At 46.4% G+C, this 18,435-nt stretch carries 19 protein-coding genes; 11 read left to right on the plus strand and 8 right to left on the minus strand.

Annotation, left to right across the window (positions count from 1 at the left end):
• The first annotated feature begins 8 nt into the window (after positions 1–8).
• A complete protein-coding gene (locus tag KI350_RS03905; RefSeq protein WP_081303569.1) occupies positions 9–383 on the plus strand; it encodes a YybH family protein in 375 nt (124 codons plus the stop codon).
• 125 nt (positions 384–508) lie between these two features.
• On the opposite strand, the gene KI350_RS03910 is transcribed toward KI350_RS03905, so the two are convergent.
• The 3 genes from KI350_RS03910 to mreBH all read right to left on the minus strand — a co-directional run bounded on the left by KI350_RS03910 (position 509) and on the right by mreBH (position 3,043).
• Entirely contained in the window at positions 509–1,741 is a 1,233-nt protein-coding gene (locus KI350_RS03910; RefSeq protein ID WP_065644048.1) for an aminopeptidase, read from the minus strand.
• An 89-nt stretch (positions 1,742–1,830) separates the two neighbouring features.
• Complete coding sequence (locus tag KI350_RS03915) at positions 1,831–1,962, minus strand: protein YkpC (protein ID WP_003181378.1); 132 nt, start codon at positions 1,960–1,962, stop codon at positions 1,831–1,833.
• Between the two features lie 73 nt (positions 1,963–2,035).
• Positions 2,036–3,043, minus strand: coding sequence for a rod-share determining protein MreBH (mreBH, locus tag KI350_RS03920; RefSeq protein WP_003181381.1), 1,008 nt, complete (start codon positions 3,041–3,043; stop codon positions 2,036–2,038).
• A 305-nt stretch (positions 3,044–3,348) separates the two neighbouring features.
• On the opposite strand from mreBH, the gene KI350_RS03925 reads away from it, so the two are divergent.
• The 4 genes from KI350_RS03925 to ade all read left to right on the plus strand — a co-directional run bounded on the left by KI350_RS03925 (position 3,349) and on the right by ade (position 7,716).
• Entirely contained in the window at positions 3,349–3,636 is a 288-nt protein-coding gene (locus KI350_RS03925) for a transcriptional regulator AbhA (RefSeq protein ID WP_020451235.1), read from the plus strand.
• 167 nt (positions 3,637–3,803) lie between these two features.
• Complete coding sequence (locus KI350_RS03930) at positions 3,804–5,141, plus strand: ATP-binding protein (protein WP_212930438.1); 1,338 nt, start codon at positions 3,804–3,806, stop codon at positions 5,139–5,141.
• A 63-nt stretch (positions 5,142–5,204) separates the two neighbouring features.
• Positions 5,205–5,867, plus strand: coding sequence for a potassium channel family protein (locus tag KI350_RS03935; protein WP_020451237.1), 663 nt, complete (start codon positions 5,205–5,207; stop codon positions 5,865–5,867).
• Positions 5,868–5,994: 127 nt separating this feature from the next.
• Complete coding sequence (gene ade / locus KI350_RS03940) at positions 5,995–7,716, plus strand: adenine deaminase (protein WP_065644161.1); 1,722 nt, start codon at positions 5,995–5,997, stop codon at positions 7,714–7,716.
• Between the two features lie 46 nt (positions 7,717–7,762).
• Here ade and rnjA read toward each other — a convergent pair whose 3' ends face one another.
• Positions 7,763–9,430 carry a ribonuclease J1 gene (gene rnjA, locus KI350_RS03945; RefSeq protein ID WP_065644050.1) on the minus strand — a complete coding sequence of 556 codons (1,668 nt, stop codon included), beginning with the start codon at positions 9,428–9,430 and terminating at the stop codon, positions 7,763–7,765.
• Positions 9,431–9,434: 4 nt separating this feature from the next.
• On the minus strand, positions 9,435–9,644 hold the full coding sequence (locus KI350_RS03950) for a DNA-dependent RNA polymerase subunit epsilon (protein WP_020451240.1): 210 nt from the start codon (positions 9,642–9,644) through the stop codon (positions 9,435–9,437).
• Positions 9,645–10,042: 398 nt separating this feature from the next.
• Here KI350_RS03950 and KI350_RS03955 point away from each other — a divergent pair, with 398 nt between their 5' ends.
• Positions 10,043–10,819 carry a Cof-type HAD-IIB family hydrolase gene (locus KI350_RS03955; RefSeq protein WP_065644052.1) on the plus strand — a complete coding sequence of 259 codons (777 nt, stop codon included), beginning with the start codon at positions 10,043–10,045 and terminating at the stop codon, positions 10,817–10,819.
• Between the two features lie 37 nt (positions 10,820–10,856).
• On the opposite strand, the gene def is transcribed toward KI350_RS03955, so the two are convergent.
• Together def and KI350_RS03965 are read right to left on the minus strand one after the other, a co-directional pair.
• Complete coding sequence (def, locus tag KI350_RS03960; protein WP_065644162.1) at positions 10,857–11,411, minus strand: peptide deformylase; 555 nt, start codon at positions 11,409–11,411, stop codon at positions 10,857–10,859.
• Positions 11,412–11,531: 120 nt separating this feature from the next.
• Positions 11,532–11,663, minus strand: coding sequence for a YjcZ family sporulation protein (locus KI350_RS03965; protein ID WP_003181399.1), 132 nt, complete (start codon positions 11,661–11,663; stop codon positions 11,532–11,534).
• A gap of 257 nt (positions 11,664–11,920) precedes the next feature.
• Between KI350_RS03965 and KI350_RS03970 the strand changes: the two genes are divergently transcribed.
• From KI350_RS03970 to lpdA, 5 genes are all read left to right on the plus strand, one after another.
• Positions 11,921–12,589, plus strand: a complete 669-nt coding sequence (locus tag KI350_RS03970; RefSeq protein WP_020451243.1) for a YkyA family protein — start codon at positions 11,921–11,923, stop codon at positions 12,587–12,589.
• A 397-nt stretch (positions 12,590–12,986) separates the two neighbouring features.
• Positions 12,987–14,102, plus strand: coding sequence for a pyruvate dehydrogenase (acetyl-transferring) E1 component subunit alpha (pdhA, locus tag KI350_RS03975; protein WP_020451244.1), 1,116 nt, complete (start codon positions 12,987–12,989; stop codon positions 14,100–14,102).
• Positions 14,103–14,105: 3 nt separating this feature from the next.
• A complete protein-coding gene (gene pdhB / locus KI350_RS03980) occupies positions 14,106–15,083 on the plus strand; it encodes a pyruvate dehydrogenase complex E1 component subunit beta (protein ID WP_020451245.1) in 978 nt (325 codons plus the stop codon).
• 159 nt (positions 15,084–15,242) lie between these two features.
• A complete protein-coding gene (locus KI350_RS03985) occupies positions 15,243–16,535 on the plus strand; it encodes a dihydrolipoamide acetyltransferase family protein (RefSeq protein ID WP_026579774.1) in 1,293 nt (430 codons plus the stop codon).
• Positions 16,536–16,539: 4 nt separating this feature from the next.
• Positions 16,540–17,952: a dihydrolipoyl dehydrogenase gene (gene lpdA, locus KI350_RS03990; protein ID WP_020451247.1), complete on the plus strand. Its 1,413-nt coding sequence runs from the start codon at positions 16,540–16,542 to the stop codon at positions 17,950–17,952.
• A 90-nt stretch (positions 17,953–18,042) separates the two neighbouring features.
• Here lpdA and KI350_RS22940 read toward each other — a convergent pair whose 3' ends face one another.
• A complete protein-coding gene (locus KI350_RS22940) occupies positions 18,043–18,273 on the minus strand; it encodes a hypothetical protein (protein WP_223307093.1) in 231 nt (76 codons plus the stop codon).
• Positions 18,274–18,435: the final 162 nt, after the last annotated feature.

Below are 18,435 nucleotides of genomic sequence, written 5' to 3' on the forward strand. Positions count from 1 at the left end.
TGGTTGCCGTGTCATGCCGCAAGGCTCTTGAGCAATATATTCAAGCTACAAACACACATGAGTTTGAGAATGTCAAAAAGCTCCTTCATCCCGACGCTGTGTACTGGTTTTCGGATCAAACGTGCTCGGGCGCTGAGGAAATTCAGCGTTATTTTGAAAACGCCTGGAAGCAAATCGAAAACGAAGTATACAGTGCCAATCATGTCAGTTGGATCACGGAAACGGACGAACAGGCCGTCTGTCTTTATACATACGAATGGACAGGATTTTATAGGGGCGAACCGGTTCAAGGGGCAGGCCGTGCGACAAACGTATTTGTAAAGGACGAGTCAGGAAGCTGGAAGCTGAAGCATGAACATTTAAGCGGTTTGCCTAAATCATGAGGAGGCGGGGCATTGGGCCGGCTTTATAGCTCCATCTATGTACGGAAGTTAGGAGGGCTGGCCGCATGAGGACACGATATAAAAGGACCTCAGAAGTTTTCTGAGGTCCTTTTGTGCGGAATGCTTTAGATCGCCCAGTTGCCGTTTCTGAAAATCGGCTCTCTTTTTCCGTCTGCTGTGATTCCGTCTATATTCATTTCTCCTGAACCGATCATGAAGTCAACATGTGTGATGCTTTCGTTTAATCCTTCTTTCGCCAGCTCCTCGCGCGACATCTGCTTTCCGCCTTCGATGTTAAATGCGTACGCACTGCCGATCGCGAGGTGGTTTGATGCGTTTTCGTCAAACAGCGTGTTGTAAAACAGAATATTGGACTTGGAAATCGGCGAATCGTGGGCAACGAGCGCAATTTCGCCTAAATAGTGTGAACCCTCATCTGTTTCGATCAGTTCTTTTAAAATCTCTTCACCTTGTTCAGCTTTGACATCGGTGATCCGTCCGTTTTCAAATGTCAGCTGAAAGCCGTCGATCAGATTGCCGCCGTAGCTTAACGGCTTCGTGCTTGAAACAGTGCCGTTCACTCCGTTTTTTTTCGGAGCGGTGAATACTTCTTCTGTCGGCATATTGGCCATGAACTCGATGCCGTTTTCGTTTGTGCTTCCGGCGCCGACCCACAGGTGCTTCTCAGGAAGCTCGATCGTCAAATCTGTTCCTTTTGCTTGGTAATGAAGGGCTTGGTAATGCTTGTCGTTTAAGACGCTTACTTTATCGCGCAAAGTTTGATCGTGGTCTTTCCACGCCTGAACAGGATCTTCACGGTCGACGCGGGTCGTTTTGAAGATCTCATTCCACAGCTTTTGCACAGCTGTCTCTTCATCTGCGTCAGGGAAAACTTTTTTTGCCCAGGCCGGTGAAGGTGCTGCGACGACAGTCCAGCTGACTTTATCCGATTGAATCATTTGCCTGTATGTATGCATCGCCTTTCCGGCGGCTTTCTGCTGGGCCGCGATTTTTTTGGAATCGATGCCTTTCAAAAGATCAGGGCTTGAAGAGACAATGGAAATAAAAGCGGCGCCTTCTTTAGCGAGCGTCTCCAGACCTTTCGCTTCCCACTCAGGGAATTCTTCAAAGGCTTCCGCTGGGGCCAGCTCATATTTCAGCCTTGTCACCTCATCATCCTGCCAGCGGACCGTCACGTTTTTTGCCCCTCTTTGATAGGCGCTTTTGACGAGGAGCCGTGCAAAATCGCGTACTTCTGTTGACGCGTTGATGACGACTTTCTGTCCTTTTTGAACGTTTACACCGACTTCGGCTACAAGCTTCGCATATTTGCTCAATTTATCAGTAAACGAATTCATTGGCAAAACCTCCTTTATTGTCCATAACATCATATCAAATATTTGATTGAAAAGAAAAAAAGACGCAGCCCGGATAGGCTGCATCTTTTTTAACGGTTGATTTTGGCCGTTTGGCCGGGGGGCGAGCTTGGCATGTTTGCAAGGGAGATGCTCATCCCCCCGAGAATAATACCGCTTAAAATAACGGTGATGGCCAGGCGTCTTCCCATATCTCTAAGCATGTTCTTCCTCCTTATCGTTTCTCCATTCCTCACGATATGAAAGAAGCAGGGAAAAAAGACGCGAAAACAAAAATTATTTAGCCGCTTTTTGCAATTTATCGATTACTTCAAGAGAGCGGCCCGTTCCGATGGCGACAGACTCGAGCGGATTTGCAGCAACATGCACGGGTACAACGATTTCCTGTGACAGCCATTCTTTGATGCCGTTCAAAAGCGCGCCTCCTCCGGTTAAAATCACGCCCCGGTCGACAATGTCTCCGCTCAGCTCGGGAGGACAGTCTTCAAGCGTCGCTCTGATGGCTTCGATAATATGAAGGAGCGATTCGCGCATCGCTTTCTGAATCTCTTTTGATTCCAGGGTAATCGTTTTCGGCAGGCCTGTGACAAGGTCGCGCCCTCTGACTTCCATCGTTTTCGTCTCATGGTCAATCAATGCGTAGCCGATCTCGATCTTGACTTCTTCGGCCGTCCGTTCACCGATCAGCAGGTTGTATTTTTTTCTGACGAATGACACGATGTCTTCATCAAGCTGATCGCCGCCGATCCGGATCGAGTGGCATGAGACTACGCCTCCGAATGAAATGATCGCCACTTCTGTCGTGCCGCCGCCGATATCGACGACAACGTTTGCGACAGGTTCATCGACAGGCAGATCTGCGCCGATGGCGGCAGCGACAGGCTCTTCAATCAAATGGACTTGCTTGGCTCCGCAGTTTTTGACAGCATCGCTGATCGCGCGCCTTTCAACCGCGGTTGAACCGGACGGCGTGCAGACGACGACGCTCGGCTTTCTGAACGTAAAGCCGATGTTCTTTCCGGCTTTTTTCATAATCTGCTTCAAGAGGTCTGTCGTCATGTCATAATCGGCGATGACTCCGTCTTTCATCGGCCTGACCGCGACGATTTTTCCCGGTGTCTTTCCGATCATGTTTTTGGCTTCTGTGCCGACCGCCAATACGCTCTTTGTTTCCGTATCCACGGCGACAACGGAAGGCTCATTTAAAATGATTCCTTTGTTTTTGCTGTAAACCAATATGTTAGCTGTGCCTAGATCAATTCCGATCTCGGTTGTTTGAAACATGTTTTCACCCAATCTCTATTTAAAATTTTTCCGAAAAACGAAATTTTCTTCGTGCTGAAAAAATGAATTTCATTTAAATTTTCTCAAATGATCGGCGGTTTTTGGGGGTTTGTGACGAGTTTGAAACCAATCTGTAAAATGCTGTCCTCATATTGACATGATGAGAAATTATTTCATTTTTATGACCGAATTTTTGTCAAAGAAACGTTCAATAAGGGAAACCTTTTTCAGTCTTCGTTCGTCTATCGTTATGCTAAGACAATATCTTAGAAAAATAGAAACAAAAGAGGAAGTAGGCGAAAGTTTTGAAAGCAATTGGAGTTGTGAGAAAAGTAGACGAACTCGGCCGAATCGTGATGCCGATTGAATTGAGAAGAGCTTTGGATATTTCGATCAAGGACAGCATCGAATTCTTTGTCGACCAAGATAAAATTGTCCTGAAAAAATATAAACCGCACGGTGTGTGCCTGATGACCGGTGAAATCACTTCTGAAAACCGCGAGTATGGAAACGGGAAAATTACGCTGAGTCCTGAGGGGGCTGAATTGCTTTTGGAAGAAATTAAAGCCGCCTTAAACGAAGTGAAAGCATAAAATTTGAAGCCCTTTATCAGAAGGGCTTTTTCTTGCACCGGCAGAAGATATAACCGCCGTCACTGAAAAATTCAGCCATAGAGACGATAAATACTTCGAACAATCCTCTCAAATGTGGTGTAAAGAATGTTACAATTGACTGAGAAATACAAGTGGCAGGTGGGGGTATGAAAAGATATCAAGGACGAATCATTGCAACCGTGCTGGCAATGACTTTTATCATGTTTTGGAATTTTTTATTCTATGGGGTGTTGGGAAATAAAATCAATTGGACGGTTGATCTGCTGTTTACGCTGGTGACATTAATCAGCGTTTGGTGGCTCACGCTTTATATCGATGAGTCAAATCAGCTTGTCTATAAACTGAAGGAAAGCGAAAAGAAATATAAAGAGCTTTCCTCAGAAACCAACCGCATCATGGATAACCTTCAGGAAATCGTCTTTCAGACGGACCGGATAGGATACATTACATTTTTGAATCAGGCGTGGACAACCTTGACCGGATACAGTGTCAAAGAGAGCCTCGGAACGATGTATAACGATTATTTTGACCATGAAGAACGGATCTCGAATCACCTGATCGCCCAGCTGAAGAACAAGGAGCCTGAAGGCAGGATCGAGGTGCTCTACCATCGCAAAGACGGGAGCAAGTTCTGGGGCGAAGTTCACTATAAACTTTATTATAAAAACGGTCAATTTACGGGCAGCTTGGGGACGCTGACTGATGTGACAGAACGGAAAAAAGCGGAGATGGAACTGTTCAAGTCGAATCAGCGGCTGGCCATGCAGTCTCAGAAGCTGGCGATGGCCGGGCAGCTCGCCGCGGGGATCGCTCACGAAGTCAGGAACCCGCTGACATCTGTAAACGGATTTTTGCAGCTGATGAAAGCGGAATATCCCGACCGGAAAGATTACTTTGACATTATTTTCTCAGAGATTAAACGAATCGATTCTGTGCTCGGCGAACTGCTTGTGCTGGCCAAACCGCACCAGGTTCAATTTAAAAAGATCAATATCAATTCGGTTCTTCAGCAGGTGGCAACGCTTCTTGAGACCAACGCCGTGCTTTCCCACATTAAGATCGAAAAAGCGTTTCAGCACGGGGAGGAGTGGGAAATAAACGGTGATGAAAATCAAATCAAACAGGTATTCATTAATTTAATAAAAAACGGGATAGAAGCGATGCCTGACGGTGGAAAAATCACGATCTCCTCGGAGGTTGAAGGTGACTATGTGAAAATCAGCATCAAAGACGAAGGCGGCGGCATTTCCCAAGCCGATTTGGCAAAGCTCGGGGAGCCTTTCTTTTCAACGAAAGAAGAAGGGACGGGTCTTGGGCTGACGATTTGCATGAATATTATCGGCGCCCACAACGGAGAAATGAAAATCGACAGCGAATTGGGCGAGGGAAGCACATTCCACATCCTGCTTCCGATCGACAAAGGGGCGGCATCCGAAGAGAACGATCTTCAGCAAGGATGCTGCAGCCGCGCAACGATAAAATAAAAGAGGAAAAATTCCACTTCATATGATAGAATTTGTTCAGATTGACCCATGGAGGAATTACCGATGAAAAAAGAATTTGCAGTAATTGGACTCGGCCGGTTCGGCGGCAGCATTTGTAAAGCATTGAGTGAAGAAGGGCTTGAGGTAATGGCGATCGACAGAGATGAAGATCGCGTAAACGAATACGCCAAAATTGCCTCACATGCTGTGATAGGAGACACTACAGATGAATCAGTGCTGAAAAACCTTGGGCTGCGCAATTTTGACCACGTCATTGTAGCGATCGGGGAGAACATTCAAGCGAGCATTTTGACAACGCTGATTTTGAAAGAGCTTGGTGTGAAAATGATTACCGTCAAAGCTCAAAACGATTATCACGAAAAAGTATTATCGAAAATCGGAGCGGACCGGATCGTTCATCCGGAGCGTGAAATGGGAAAAAGAATCGCCCACAACATCGTCTCCAACAATGTGCTTGATTATCTTGAACTTTCTGATGAACACAGCCTTGTCGAAATCGCAGCGAACGGCAAACTGGCCGGAAATACGCTGCTTGACCTTGATATCCGGGCCAGATACGGAATTAATATTGTCGCGATCAAGCGGGGGAAAGAAGTCATCGTATCTCCGCTTGCCACCGAAGAGATTCAAAAAGACGATATTTTAATCGTCATCGGCTCAAATCCTGACATTGAGAGATTTGAAAAAAAAGTCTTTCAACATTAAAATGCCATCGATCAGCCGCGGGAACCCCACAGCCCGCGGTTTTTTTGATCTTTTCATTGACTGTTTCAAACGATTCGGCTACGATATTGAACCATATCCATATAAAAAAGAGAGGGGACATATATCTTTGGACAAAGAGATGTTCATTCGCCGGCTTGGCGCCGCCAGTCATCGCAAAAAAGCGGATACTGTAATTAAAAACGGAAAGATCATGGATGTTTTTAATCAGGAATGGTTGAAGACAGACATCGCTATCACAGACGGGGCCATCGTCGGTTTGGGCGATTATGAGGGGGAGAATACCATTGACGCAGAAGGACATATGATTGTTCCCGGCTTTATCGACGGTCATGTCCACATTGAGTCTTCAATGGTGACGCCGCCCGAATTTGCCAAAGCGGTGATTCCCCACGGTGTGACAACCGTTGTCACCGATCCCCATGAAATCGCGAATGTCTCAGGAGTGAGGGGTCTTGAGTTCATGTTGGAGCAGGCTAAGATGACCAGGCTGAACATTTGTTTTATGCTCCCTTCTTGCGTGCCTGCGGCACCATTTGAAAAATCGGGTGCAGTTTTGAACGCCGCGGATTTACATCCTTTTTACAGCCGCGAAGAGGTGCTCGGGCTTGCGGAAGTGATGGACTATGTGGCTGTTGAAGCGGGAGAGCCGGATATGGTGCAAAAGCTCATGGATGCCCATAAAGCGGGCAAGCGGATCGACGGACATCTGGCCGGCTTGTCAGCCGGGTTTGTCAATGTCTACAGAGCGGCGGGCGTGCTGACAGACCATGAGGTCACAACACCTGAAGAGGCGCTTGAACGGGTTAGAAGAGGTATGTACGTCATGCTGAGAGAAGGCTCTGCAGCAAAAAATACACGTCATGTTTTGCCTGCGGTTAATGAGAAAAATGCGAGACGCTTCTTTTTCTGTACGGATGATAAGCATTTGGATGAACTGGTTGATGAAGGAAGCATTAACCACCAGGTCAAGCTTGCCATTCAAGAGGGACTTGACCCGTTTCTCGCATATCAAATGGGCAGTCTGAATGCAGCAGAATGCTTCGGGTTAAAGACGAAGGGAGCGGTCGCGCCGGGCTATGACGCAGACCTCCTTTTCATCAGCGATTTTGAGAACGTCAGCATTTCAAAGACGATGATTAACGGCGTGATCTGGAGCGGTACAGAACAAAGCGAATCGACGGGCGGCAATGCGGCAGCCGGTCTGCTCCAATCTGTCCATCTCCCTGATTTATATGCGAATGATCTGGAAATTCCGATCGTTCAAGGGAGTGAAATCAGGGTCATTGACATTATCCCCAATCAGCTTGAAACAAAGCTGTCCTTAGCCAAGCCGAAAAGCGGCGCTTTTTTTCAGCCGGATCTGGAAAGCGATCTGTTGAAAATTGCAGTGATTGAGCGCCATCGCGGGGTTAAAGGAATCGGACTCGGCGTTGTCAGGGGCTTCGGTTTAAAAGAAGGCGCCATCGCGACAACGATTTCTCATGATTCCCACAATTTAATCGCTGTCGGTACAAATGATCAAGACATCTTAAAAGCGGTTGAACGTCTCGGAGAAATCGGGGGAGGCCTCACCATTGCAAAAGGAGGAAAGGAGCTTCAATCCGTCGCCTTGCCGATCGCCGGCCTCTTGTCGGACAAACCGCTTGAGACGGTAAACGAAAGCCTAAAATCTCTTCATGCAGCATTAACGGAGACAGGATTTTCAGGAGCGTTTAATCCTTTTCTGACGCTTTCTTTTTTAGCGCTGCCTGTTATTCCCGACATTAAAATGACGACGGAAGGCTTGTTTGATGTTAAAGCGTTCAGGCATATCCCGATTCAACCATAAAAAAACGGATGCACCGGTGTGCATCCGTTTTTTGCTAAAGCCGCGATTAGACTTCCATAATAATCGGAAGGATCATCGGCCGGCGTTTTGTTTTTTCATAGAGGAACGGAGCAAGCGTGTCTGTGATCTCGTTCTTAATTTCAGACCACTGCGTCGTTTTGCGCTCCATCACTTTTTTAAGGTGTCCTGCAATCAGATCCTGGGCATCATTGATTAAATCACCGGACTCTCTCATGTAAACAAACCCTCTGGAAATTAAGTCAGGCCCTGCGGACACTTTGAATTCTTTCATGTTGATGCTGACAACGACAATGACAAGCCCTTCTTCAGAAAGAATCCGGCGGTCGCGAAGCACGATGTTCCCGATGTCGCCGATGCCGCTTCCGTCAATATAGACATTGCCTGACGGGATTTTACCTGCGACTGAGGCTTCTTCGCTTGTCAAAGCAAGCACTTCGCCGTTGTCCATAATAAAGCAGTTTTCCTCAGGAATTCCGCAGTCTGTCGCCAGTTTGACGTGCATTTTCTGCATTCTGTATTCACCGTGAATCGGCATGAAAAACTTTGGCTTGATGAGGCGGAGCATCAGCTTTTGCTCTTCCTGGCCGCCATGTCCTGATGTATGAATGTTAGTCACAGCACCATGGATGACATCGGCACCCGCCCGGTAAAGCTGGTTAATTGTGCGGCTGACGCTGATTGTATTGCCCGGGATCGGAGATGATGAAAATACGACCGTATCCCCGGGATTGATGGAGATTTGCCGGTGTGTGCCGTTAGCAATTCGAGATAGCGCAGCCATCGGTTCACCTTGGCTTCCGGTACAGAGAATCGTCACTTTGCCGGCAGGAAGCCTGTTGATTTCATTCGCTTCAACAAACGTATTTTTCGGACACTTAATATACCCGAGCGTTTGGCCGATTTCAATCGCCGACTCCATGCTTCTCCCAAATACGGCAACCTTCCGTCCGTTTGCAACAGCTGCTTCGATCACCTGCTGCAGGCGGTGGATGTTTGACGCGAAGGTTGCGAAGATGATCCGGCCTTCAACTTTTCGGAAAATGTCATCAATGCTTTCTCCGACTTTGCGCTCTGACATCGTGAAATCAGGGATTTCACTGTTGGTGCTGTCAGAAAGCAGGCAAAGCACGCCTTCTTTTCCGATTTCGGCCATCTTGGTCAAGTTGGCGGGTTCGCCTACCGGTGTAAAATCGAATTTAAAGTCACCGGTATGTACGATGTTTCCTTGCGGTGTTTTTACGACAATCCCGTATGAGTCCGGAATGCTGTGGGTCGTCCTGAAAAAAGAAACCGACGTTTTTCTGAATTTGACGATATCGTCTTCTTCAATGATATGAAGCTTTGTTTGGCGCAGCAGACCGTGCTCTTCAAGCTTCTTTCTGAGAAGGCCGATGGCTAGCTGCCCGCCGTAAACGGGAATGTTCACCTGTTTGAGCAGGTACGGTATTCCGCCGATATGGTCTTCGTGGCCGTGCGTAATAAAAAGACCTTTGATTTTTTCTTCGTTTTTGACTAAATAAGTGTAGTCGGGGATGACATAGTCGATTCCGAGGAGCTCGTCTTCCGGAAACTTAATCCCCGCATCGATGAGCACGATCTCGTCCTGGAACTGGACCCCGTACGTGTTTTTGCCGATTTCCCCAAGTCCTCCGAGGGCAAATACAGCCGTTTGATCATTTTTAACAAATTTCATGCATTCATAACTCCAATACTTTAAAATTTTCGCTTTGCTTTTCATATTCTAAAAAAGCGTCTTCAACTTGCTGTATAAACTCAATATTGTAGTTGTATTGTTTTAATTTAGATCTGACTTCACGTTCAGATTGAGCTTCCACAAAAATTGAATCTGTTTTTTCACGAACAGGTACTTCGTCATTGCTTGCTTGATAAAATACCTTATAGATCATCCAAATCTCTCCTTAACTGCCGATTGTTAGACTCATCTTTCTATTATATTCGAAATTGCCTCATAAGAAAAGCGCTTGAGAAAAAAAGGACCCTTCCACACGAGTGAAGGTCCTTTTAGGCAATCGACTTTCTGCGCATCATGCCATTCAGCTGTTTTTTTAATTTTTTCCGCAGTCGGCGTAGCATACGGATTCCTCCTTTCTCTGACTTGTCCGGTCACTACCGTATCTCTTTAGTTCTATTATATGATGAATCCGTCTATTGTTACATGGATATTATTGGCATGTTGATTTTGTTTTGATTTTCGAGTGAAAAGGTTTTCTCGCGTACGCAGTTTTTGTATGATGGTACAGGAGAACCATCAATCATACTAGCTAAGGGAGAAGGATTCACTGCCATGGATAAAAAGCTGATTTTCTTTGATATCGACGGAACGATTTATGATCATGATAAACGTATTCCCGACACCGCGAAACAGGCTGTCTCCGATTTGAAAGCGCACGGCCATCATGTTTTCATCGCTTCAGGCCGGGCGCCGTTTATGGTCAGGCCTGTGCTTGAAGAACTGGGCATCGATTCTTTTGTCTCTTATAACGGACAATATGTCGTTTTTGAAGGAGAGGTCATTTATAAAAACCCCATTGCCGAACAGTCACTGGAAGCGCTGCTTGCGCATTCGGACAGCTGCGGCCATCCCCTCGTCTTCATGGGAGAAGAGGGGATGCGCTCTACAACTGCCGGCCATCCGTTCGTCCATGAAGGGATCGGCAGCTTAAAAGTCAATCCGCCGGAAGAGGATCGCGCCTATTTTAAAGGCAGGGATATTTTTCAGGTCCTCTTGTTCTGTACGCAAGACGAGGAAGAGCGGTACAGCCGGTTTCAGGAGTTTGATCTCGTCCGCTGGCACGAGCGTTCCACAGATGTGCTGCCTTCTGGCGGTTCGAAAGCGGAAGGAATCAAAAAAGTCATTGAAAAGCTTCCGTTCGAGAGAGAGGATACTTACGCGTTCGGAGACGGTCTGAACGACCTCGAGATGATCGAGTTTGCGGGAACAGGAGTGGCGATGGGCAACGCTGTGCCTGAGCTGAAAAAAATAGCCGACTTTGTCACAAAGCCCGTCGATGAAGACGGCATTCAATACGCGGTAGAAGCCCTCGGCCTTTTGAAACCATAAAAAAAACGGATCATATCTGATCCGTTTTTTTGCGGCATTATCTGCCGACAGGCGTTGCGTTTTCGGGTTGTTTCAGCGGGTTTTCTTTGTCGATATGATCGTAAAACATAACGCCGTTTAAATGATCGATTTCATGCTGGAATACGATGGCCGCAAATCCTTTTAAGCGGATGTCGACGTTTTCGCCATCAAGTGTCGTTCCTTTGACACGGATCCGTTCATAGCGCGGAACATATCCGGGAATCGGTTCGTCGACGGACAGGCAGCCCTCGCCGCTTGTCAAATAGCATTTTTGAACAGAGTGGCTGACGATCTTCGGATTGAAAAGCGCATAGCTGTAAAGTGTCCCGTCTTCATTTTCGGCATGAACTGCGATCATTCGTTTATTGATATTAATTTGCGGAGCGGCTAGGCCGACACCAGGACGAAGGTTGTACTTTTGAGCGATTTCAGGGTCCTGGCTGTTTTTGATAAACTCGATCATGTCGCTCAGCTGTTTGATTTCTTCTTCGCTAGCTGGCAATTGAACTTCTTCGGCGACGGTTCTTAAAGCGGGGTGCCCGTCGCGGACAATGTTTTCCATTGTGATCAACATCTTCACTCCCAACGATTCATTATGTAAAGTATAGCGGATCTTGCTCTTTTCGCGCAATCTCTGTGCATGATAAAATGACCAGCCGAAGGAGGCTGGTCATGACGGATTCATCAGGGGCTAGCAGCCTAAATAAGCGGCCCCTACAATAATCAGCAAAATAAAGAGAACGACGATCAAAGCGAATGTGCGGCCGTAGCCGTATCCATAACCGCCGCCGTACCCGTATCCAGGGCAGCAATAACCGTACATATGAAGACCTCCTCCGTTATTTTACGCCAGCCTTTTCTTTTTGGTAGGCATGGCGTCTAATATAAATTATGTAAAAGTCCAACGGTTGTATAGTCGAATGCCCAACTTCAAGGAATTTTCCCTGAATGTTTTGGTCTAAAAGCGAAGGCGGCGGCATACCGATCTGATATCGGCTTGTCCATACGCTTTAGACTTCTGTTGTCAAACAAACGAATTCATTTTATAGTGGAATTTGTCGAGATTGGGGGAAGTTCGAAGTGAAATTTTCAAACATGCGGGTGCCAGCAGGCATCGTTGTTCTTTTCACGGCAGCATTTGTACTATCAGGCTGTCTCTGGAAAGATCCTGTCGAGTCTTTTCACGGCTCGCTGGAGAAGATCGTGGAATTGGAAGAGCCTTTTAAACAAGAGCAGGGTTCCCTTAAAAGTCTGGAAAAAGCCGAATCTAAGCTTTACGAGGAAATGATCAGGCTCAATATGGATGATTTTGACCGGATCGCTGCGCTCTCCGACAAAGCGCTCAAGAAAGCCGGAAACCGCGAGAAGCACTTGAATTCTGAGAAAGAAAGCATAGACGAAGCAAAGCAGGAGTTTGAAGCGAATAAAGCGTCGGCGGAAAAAATCGAAGATCAGAAGGTCAGGAAAAAAGCTGAGAACGCTGCTTCTTTTATGGAAAAGCGCTACAAAGCCTACGACTCGCTTTATGACGCCTATCAGAACGCAATCGGCCTTGACAAAGAGCTGTACAAGCTGCTCAAAAACAAAGGTCTTAAACTGGATGACCTTGAGGCACAGCTGAAAAAAATCAATCAATCGTATGACAAAGTGCTGAAAGAAAGCAAACATTTCAATGAGTATACAAAGGATTACAACAAAGCCAGAAAAGATTTTTACAAGGCTGCGGGATTTGAGATGAAAGAGGGCTGAATATTCAGCCCTCTTTTTTCGACAAAATCTGTATTGCTATTGTAATACAGAAAGCTGTCTATACTAGAACAGTTTGAAACAGTCTGAACAGCGATGAAACAGAAATTCAGTAAAGCGAATACATTTATTGAATTTCAGGAATGAAATCGATTGACGAGTATGATCGACTGGTGTAAACTTAGCCTTGGTGGAACTTGTTGTATTAGTTTGTCATAAACTATAAATGATACAGTTTTAGAACGCGTTGTGCTGTCCTTACATAAAAGTTTCGACAACCATCAAAGCGGCTAATAAGAAATAAATATGAGTTGCGCCCGTCAATTTAGGACACCCTAATTCTGTATGTATAAGGGATACACGTCTATGACTGTCAAAAGAAAGGAAGAGGTGACTTTATATGGCTGCAAAAACGAAAAAAGCAATCGTTGATAGCAAAAAGCAATTCGATGCCATTAAAAAGCAGTTCGAAACGTTTCAAATTTTGAATGAAGAAGGCGAAGTCGTTAATGAAGCGGCAATGCCCGATCTATCTGATGATCAATTAAAAGAATTAATGCGCCGCATGGTGTATACACGCATTTTGGATCAGCGTTCTATTTCTTTGAACAGACAAGGCCGCCTTGGCTTCTACGCGCCGACTGCCGGTCAGGAAGCGTCTCAAATTGCTACGCATTTCGCGCTTGAAAAAGAAGACTTTGTTCTTCCTGGCTACCGTGATGTTCCGCAGCTGATCTGGCACGGACTTCCGCTTTATCAAGCATTCTTGTTCTCTCGCGGACATTTCCGCGGCAACCAAATGCCGGATGATGTCAATGCGCTGTCACCGCAAATTATTATCGGTGCGCAATATATCCAGACGGCTGGCGTTGCACTCGGCTTGAAAAAACGCGGCAAACAGGCTGTGGCGATCACTTATACTGGAGACGGCGGTGCTTCCCAAGGTGACTTCTACGAAGGCATCAACTTTGCCGGTGCGTATAAAGCTCCAGCTATTTTCGTTGTTCAAAACAACCGCTATGCGATTTCTACACCTGTTGAGAAGCAATCAGCAGCTCAAACAATCGCACAAAAAGCTGCGGCTGCAGGTATCGTCGGCGTTCAAGTAGACGGCATGGATGCCCTTGCTGTATACGCTGCGACACGCGAAGCACGCGAGCGCGCTGTAAACGGCGAAGGCCCTACCCTGATCGAAACGCTTTGCTTCCGTTACGGTCCTCATACTATGGCCGGTGACGACCCGACGAAATACCGTACGAAAGAAATCGAGAATGAGTGGGAGCAGAAAGATCCGCTTGTCCGTTTCCGCAAATTCTTGGAAAACAAAGGCCTTTGGTCTGAAGAAGAAGAAAGCAAGGTAATTGAAGAAGCGAAAGAAGAAATCAAGCAGGCGATCAAAAAAGCTGACGAAGAGCCGAAGCAAAAAGTGACCGACCTGATCGACATCATGTATGAAGAGCTTCCTTACAACCTTGCAGAACAAAAGGAAATTTATAAAGAGAAGGAGTCGAAGTAAGCCATGGCGCAAATGACAATGATTCAAGCAATCACTGATGCGTTACGCACAGAACTGAAAAATGACGAAAATGTCTTAGTTTTCGGAGAAGACGTCGGTGTTAACGGCGGCGTGTTCCGTGCGACTGAAGGATTGCAAAAAGAGTTTGGTGAGGATCGCGTATTTGACACTCCTCTTGCTGAATCTGGTATCGGCGGCCTTGCACTCGGCTTAGGCTTACAAGGCTTCCGTCCTGTAATGGAAATTCAATTTTTCGGCTTTGTGTACGAAGTGATGGACTCAGTTTCCGGACAAATGGCACGGATGCGCTACCGTTCCGGCGGCCGCTGGACTTCACCAGTGACAATCCGCTCTCCGTTCGGCGGCGGTGTTCATACGCCTGAACTTCACGCGGACAGCTTGGAAGGACTCGTTGCACAGCAGCCTGGACTTAAAGTCGTCATTCCTTCAACTCCGTACGATGCTAAAGGACTTTTAATCTCCGCGATCCGCGATAACGATCCGGTTGTCTTCCTTGAGCATATGAAACTTTACCGTTCATTCCGTCAGGAAGTTCCTGAAGAGGAATACACAATTGAAATCGGCAAAGCCGATGTGAAACGCGAAGGAACAGACCTTTCCATCATCACATACGGAGCGATGGTTCACGAGTCATTAAAAGCTGCGGAAGAGCTTGAAAAAGAAGGCGTATCTGCTGAGGTTGTCGACCTTCGCACAGTCAGCCCGCTTGACATCGACACGATCATCGCATCTGTGGAAAAAACAGGCCGCGCGATCGTCGTTCAAGAGGCGCAAAAACAGGCTGGAGTGGCTGCAAACGTTGTTGCCGAAATCAACGACCGCGCGATTTTGAGCCTCGAAGCTCCGGTGCTTCGCGTCACTGCTCCTGATACCGTATTCGCATTCTCTCAAGCTGAAAGCGTATGGCTTCCAAACCATAAAGACGTGCTTGAAACTGCGAAAAAAGTATTGGAATTCTAATAAGATCTGAACAATAAGGGAAAAGCTGATACCAGCCTTTTTCCCTTCATGCATTTCCACAGTCAGTCGGAGAAACTGTAGCCGTCTACTGACAGTCAGCCTAAATAAGCAGGCTGACCATTATATCAACTACGTAATAATCTTAGGAGGTCGAAAACTGTGGCATTTGAATTTAAACTTCCGGATATCGGGGAAGGAATCCACGAAGGCGAAATCGTAAAATGGTTCGTCAAGCCAAACGACGAGGTAAACGAAGATGACGTTTTGGCAGAGGTCCAAAACGATAAAGCAGTTGTAGAAATTCCTTCACCTGTTAAAGGAAAAGTATTAGAATTAAAAGTTGAAGAGGGAACAGTCGCAACCGTTGGGCAGACAATCATCACATTTGATGCACCAGGTTACGAAGATCTTCAATTCAAAGGCGACGAATCAGGCGAAGCGAAAGCGGAAGAAGCTGACAAACAAGAAACTGATGCACCAGCAGAAGCAGCGGAAGCAAACGAGCAAGCGGATGCAGATCCGAATAAGCGCGTCATTGCAATGCCATCTGTACGCAAGTATGCCCGTGAAAAAGGCGTTGATATCGTGAATGTTTCAGGTTCGGGCAAAAACGGCCGCGTTCTGAAAGAAGATATCGACAGCTTCTTAAACGGAGGAACTGCCGGAAACGCTCAGGCTGCTCAAGCTGAAGAAAAAGCAGAGCCTGCTGCACAAAAACCTGCAGCGGCGGTTCAAGTGCCTGAAGGCGAATTCCCTGAAACACGCGAGAAAATGAGCGGAATCCGCAAAGCCATCGCAAAAGCTATGGTCAACTCAAAACATACCGCTCCACACGTTACACTAATGGACGAAGTCGATGTGACAAACCTTGTCGCTCACCGCAAGCAGTTTAAACAAGTTGCGGCTGATCAAGGAATTAAGCTGACTTACCTGCCTTACGTGGTAAAAGCTTTAACATCAGCTCTGAAAAAATATCCAGTCCTGAATACATCAATTGACGACAATACAGATGAAGTGATTCAGAAGCACTACTACAACATCGGTATTGCGGCAGACACTGACAAAGGCCTGCTTGTGCCGGTCGTTAAAAATGCGGACCGCAAAGCTGTTTTTGAGATTTCAAATGAAATCAACGAACTTGCGACAAAAGCACGCGACGGCAAACTTGCTCCTGCTGAAATGAAAGGCGCTTCTTGCACAATTACGAATATCGGCTCTGCCGGCGGTCAATGGTTCACACCGGTTATCAACCATCCGGAAGTTGCAATCCTTGGAATCGGCCGCATCGCTGAGAAAGCTGTCGTTCGTGACGGCGAAATCGTCGCTGCACCTGTTCTGGCTCTTTCTCTAAGCTTCGACCACCGTATGATCGACGGCGCAACTGCACAAAACGCATTAAATCACATCAAGCGTTTGCTGAACGATCCACAATTAATTTTAATGGAGGCGTAATGTAATGGTAGTAGGAGATTTCCCTATTGAAACAGATACTCTTGTCATTGGTGCGGGACCTGGCGGCTATGTAGCTGCCATCCGCGCTGCTCAGCTTGGACAAAAAGTAACAATCGTTGAAAAAGGCAATCTTGGAGGCGTATGTCTGAATGTCGGATGTATCCCTTCAAAAGCGCTGATCAATGCAGGCCACCGCTATGAGAATGCAAAGCATTCTGAAGAGATGGGGATCACTGCTGAAAACGTAAAAGTTGACTTTACAAAAGTTCAAGAATGGAAAGCCTCTGTCGTTAATAAGCTTACTGGCGGTGTTGAAGGCCTTCTGAAAGGCAACAAAGTCGACATCGTAAAAGGCGAAGCGTACTTTGTAGACAGCAATTCTGTACGCGTGATGGATGAGAATTCAGCTCAGACATACACGTTCAAAAATGCGATCATTGCAACGGGTTCTCGCCCTATCGAATTGCCAAACTTCAAATATAGCGACCGCGTACTGAATTCAACAGGCGCGCTTGCACTGAAAGAAATTCCTAAGAAGCTCGTTGTCATCGGCGGCGGCTACATCGGAACTGAGCTCGGTACTGCATATGCAAACTTCGGCACTGAAGTTGTCATTCTTGAAGGCGGAGAAGAAATCCTTCCAGGCTTTGAGAAGCAAATGAGCTCTCTTGTTAAACGCAACCTGAAGAAAAAAGGCAACGTTGAAATCCATACAAAAGCTATGGCTAAAGGCGTAGAAGAAAAAGCTGACGGCGTAACCGTTACGTTCGAAGTGAAAGGCGAAGAGCAAACAATCGATGCGGACTACGTACTTGTCACTGTCGGCCGCGTTGCAAACACGGACGAGCTTGGACTTGAACAAGTAGGCGTTGAAATGACGGACCGCGGCATCATCAAAACGGACAAACAATGCCGTACAAACATTCCGAACATCTATGCGATCGGTGACATCATCGAAGGTCCTCCGCTTGCACATAAAGCTTCTTATGAAGGTAAAATCGCTGCTGAAGCGATTGCCGGAGAAGCAGCGGAAATCGACTATCTCGGAATTCCTGCGGTCGTCTTCTCTGAGCCTGAACTTGCATCTGTGGGTTACACTGAAGCACAGGCTAAAGAAGAAGGTCTTGCAGTGACTGCAGCCAAATTCCCGTTTGCTGCAAACGGACGTGCGCTGTCATTAAACGAAACTGACGGTTTCCTTAAACTTGTAACACGCAAAGAAGACGGTTTAGTCATCGGTGCACAAATTGCCGGAGCAAGTGCTTCTGACATGATTTCTGAGCTGAGCTTGGCAATCGAAGCAGGCATGACTGCTGAAGATATCGCCATGACAATCCATGCTCACCCTACATTGGGAGAAATTACAATGGAAGCTGCAGAAGTTGCCATTGGCATGCCGATTCACGTTGTAAAATAATTAAATGAAAAACCCCCAGCAGGGGGTTTTTTTATGTATTTTAGCAATTGCTCAAGATAGAAAATCCCCTTGCACATGCACAGGGGGCTTTTAATGTTTCAATTCCTTTTGAAGAAGCCTTACAATTTTATCTTTATCTTTTATTTTTCCTTCAATTTTAACCAGTACTTTCTTATCATTAACAAGCAGCAAGCTTGGAAAGACTTTAACCTCTTTTTTCCACTCGCCTTTATCATGTGAAATTTCCATACTTGAAACCTGTTCGGGAAATTCTTTTTTTAAATCCAAAAGCGCATCATAATAAGCCACTTCCTGCTCCATATGCTCGTCATCGGAAAAAAAGATGAGCTTGAGGTGGCGGTGATTGGTGCTTTGATGCTGCTGGTCAGGCATGATGTGAGATAAAGAACATCCACTCGTCAAAAAAAGGAAACAAATTGCGGCGGTGAATATCGCTCGAAACCACATGACGTCTCTTCACCT

It is taken from the genome of Bacillus sp. J41TS8 (assembly GCF_018333035.1).
Taxonomy (GTDB): Bacteria; Bacillota; Bacilli; order Bacillales; family Bacillaceae; genus Bacillus; species Bacillus paralicheniformis.

Excerpts from the sequence above, each read along its gene's own strand:
- KI350_RS03950 (WP_020451240.1), bottom strand. The coding sequence starts at position 9,644 with ATGATCTATAAGGTATTTTATCAAGCAAGCAATGACGAAGTACCTGTT.
- lpdA (WP_020451247.1), top strand. The coding sequence starts at position 16,540 with ATGGTAGTAGGAGATTTCCCTATTGAAACAGATACTCTTGTCATTGGT.
- KI350_RS03910 (WP_065644048.1), bottom strand. The coding sequence starts at position 1,741 with ATGAATTCGTTTACTGATAAATTGAGCAAATATGCGAAGCTTGTAGCC.
- KI350_RS22940 (WP_223307093.1), bottom strand. The coding sequence starts at position 18,273 with ATGGAGCAGGAAGTGGCTTATTATGATGCGCTTTTGGATTTAAAAAAA.
- pdhB (WP_020451245.1), top strand. The coding sequence starts at position 14,106 with ATGGCGCAAATGACAATGATTCAAGCAATCACTGATGCGTTACGCACA.
- KI350_RS03955 (WP_065644052.1), top strand. The coding sequence starts at position 10,043 with ATGGATAAAAAGCTGATTTTCTTTGATATCGACGGAACGATTTATGAT.
- mreBH (WP_003181381.1), bottom strand. The coding sequence starts at position 3,043 with ATGTTTCAAACAACCGAGATCGGAATTGATCTAGGCACAGCTAACATA.
- KI350_RS03965 (WP_003181399.1), bottom strand. The coding sequence starts at position 11,663 with ATGTACGGTTATTGCTGCCCTGGATACGGGTACGGCGGCGGTTATGGA.
- pdhA (WP_020451244.1), top strand. The coding sequence starts at position 12,987 with ATGGCTGCAAAAACGAAAAAAGCAATCGTTGATAGCAAAAAGCAATTC.
- rnjA (WP_065644050.1), bottom strand. The coding sequence starts at position 9,430 with ATGAAATTTGTTAAAAATGATCAAACGGCTGTATTTGCCCTCGGAGGA.
- KI350_RS03935 (WP_020451237.1), top strand. The coding sequence starts at position 5,205 with ATGAAAAAAGAATTTGCAGTAATTGGACTCGGCCGGTTCGGCGGCAGC.
- KI350_RS03930 (WP_212930438.1), top strand. The coding sequence starts at position 3,804 with ATGAAAAGATATCAAGGACGAATCATTGCAACCGTGCTGGCAATGACT.
- KI350_RS03915 (WP_003181378.1), bottom strand. The coding sequence starts at position 1,962 with ATGCTTAGAGATATGGGAAGACGCCTGGCCATCACCGTTATTTTAAGC.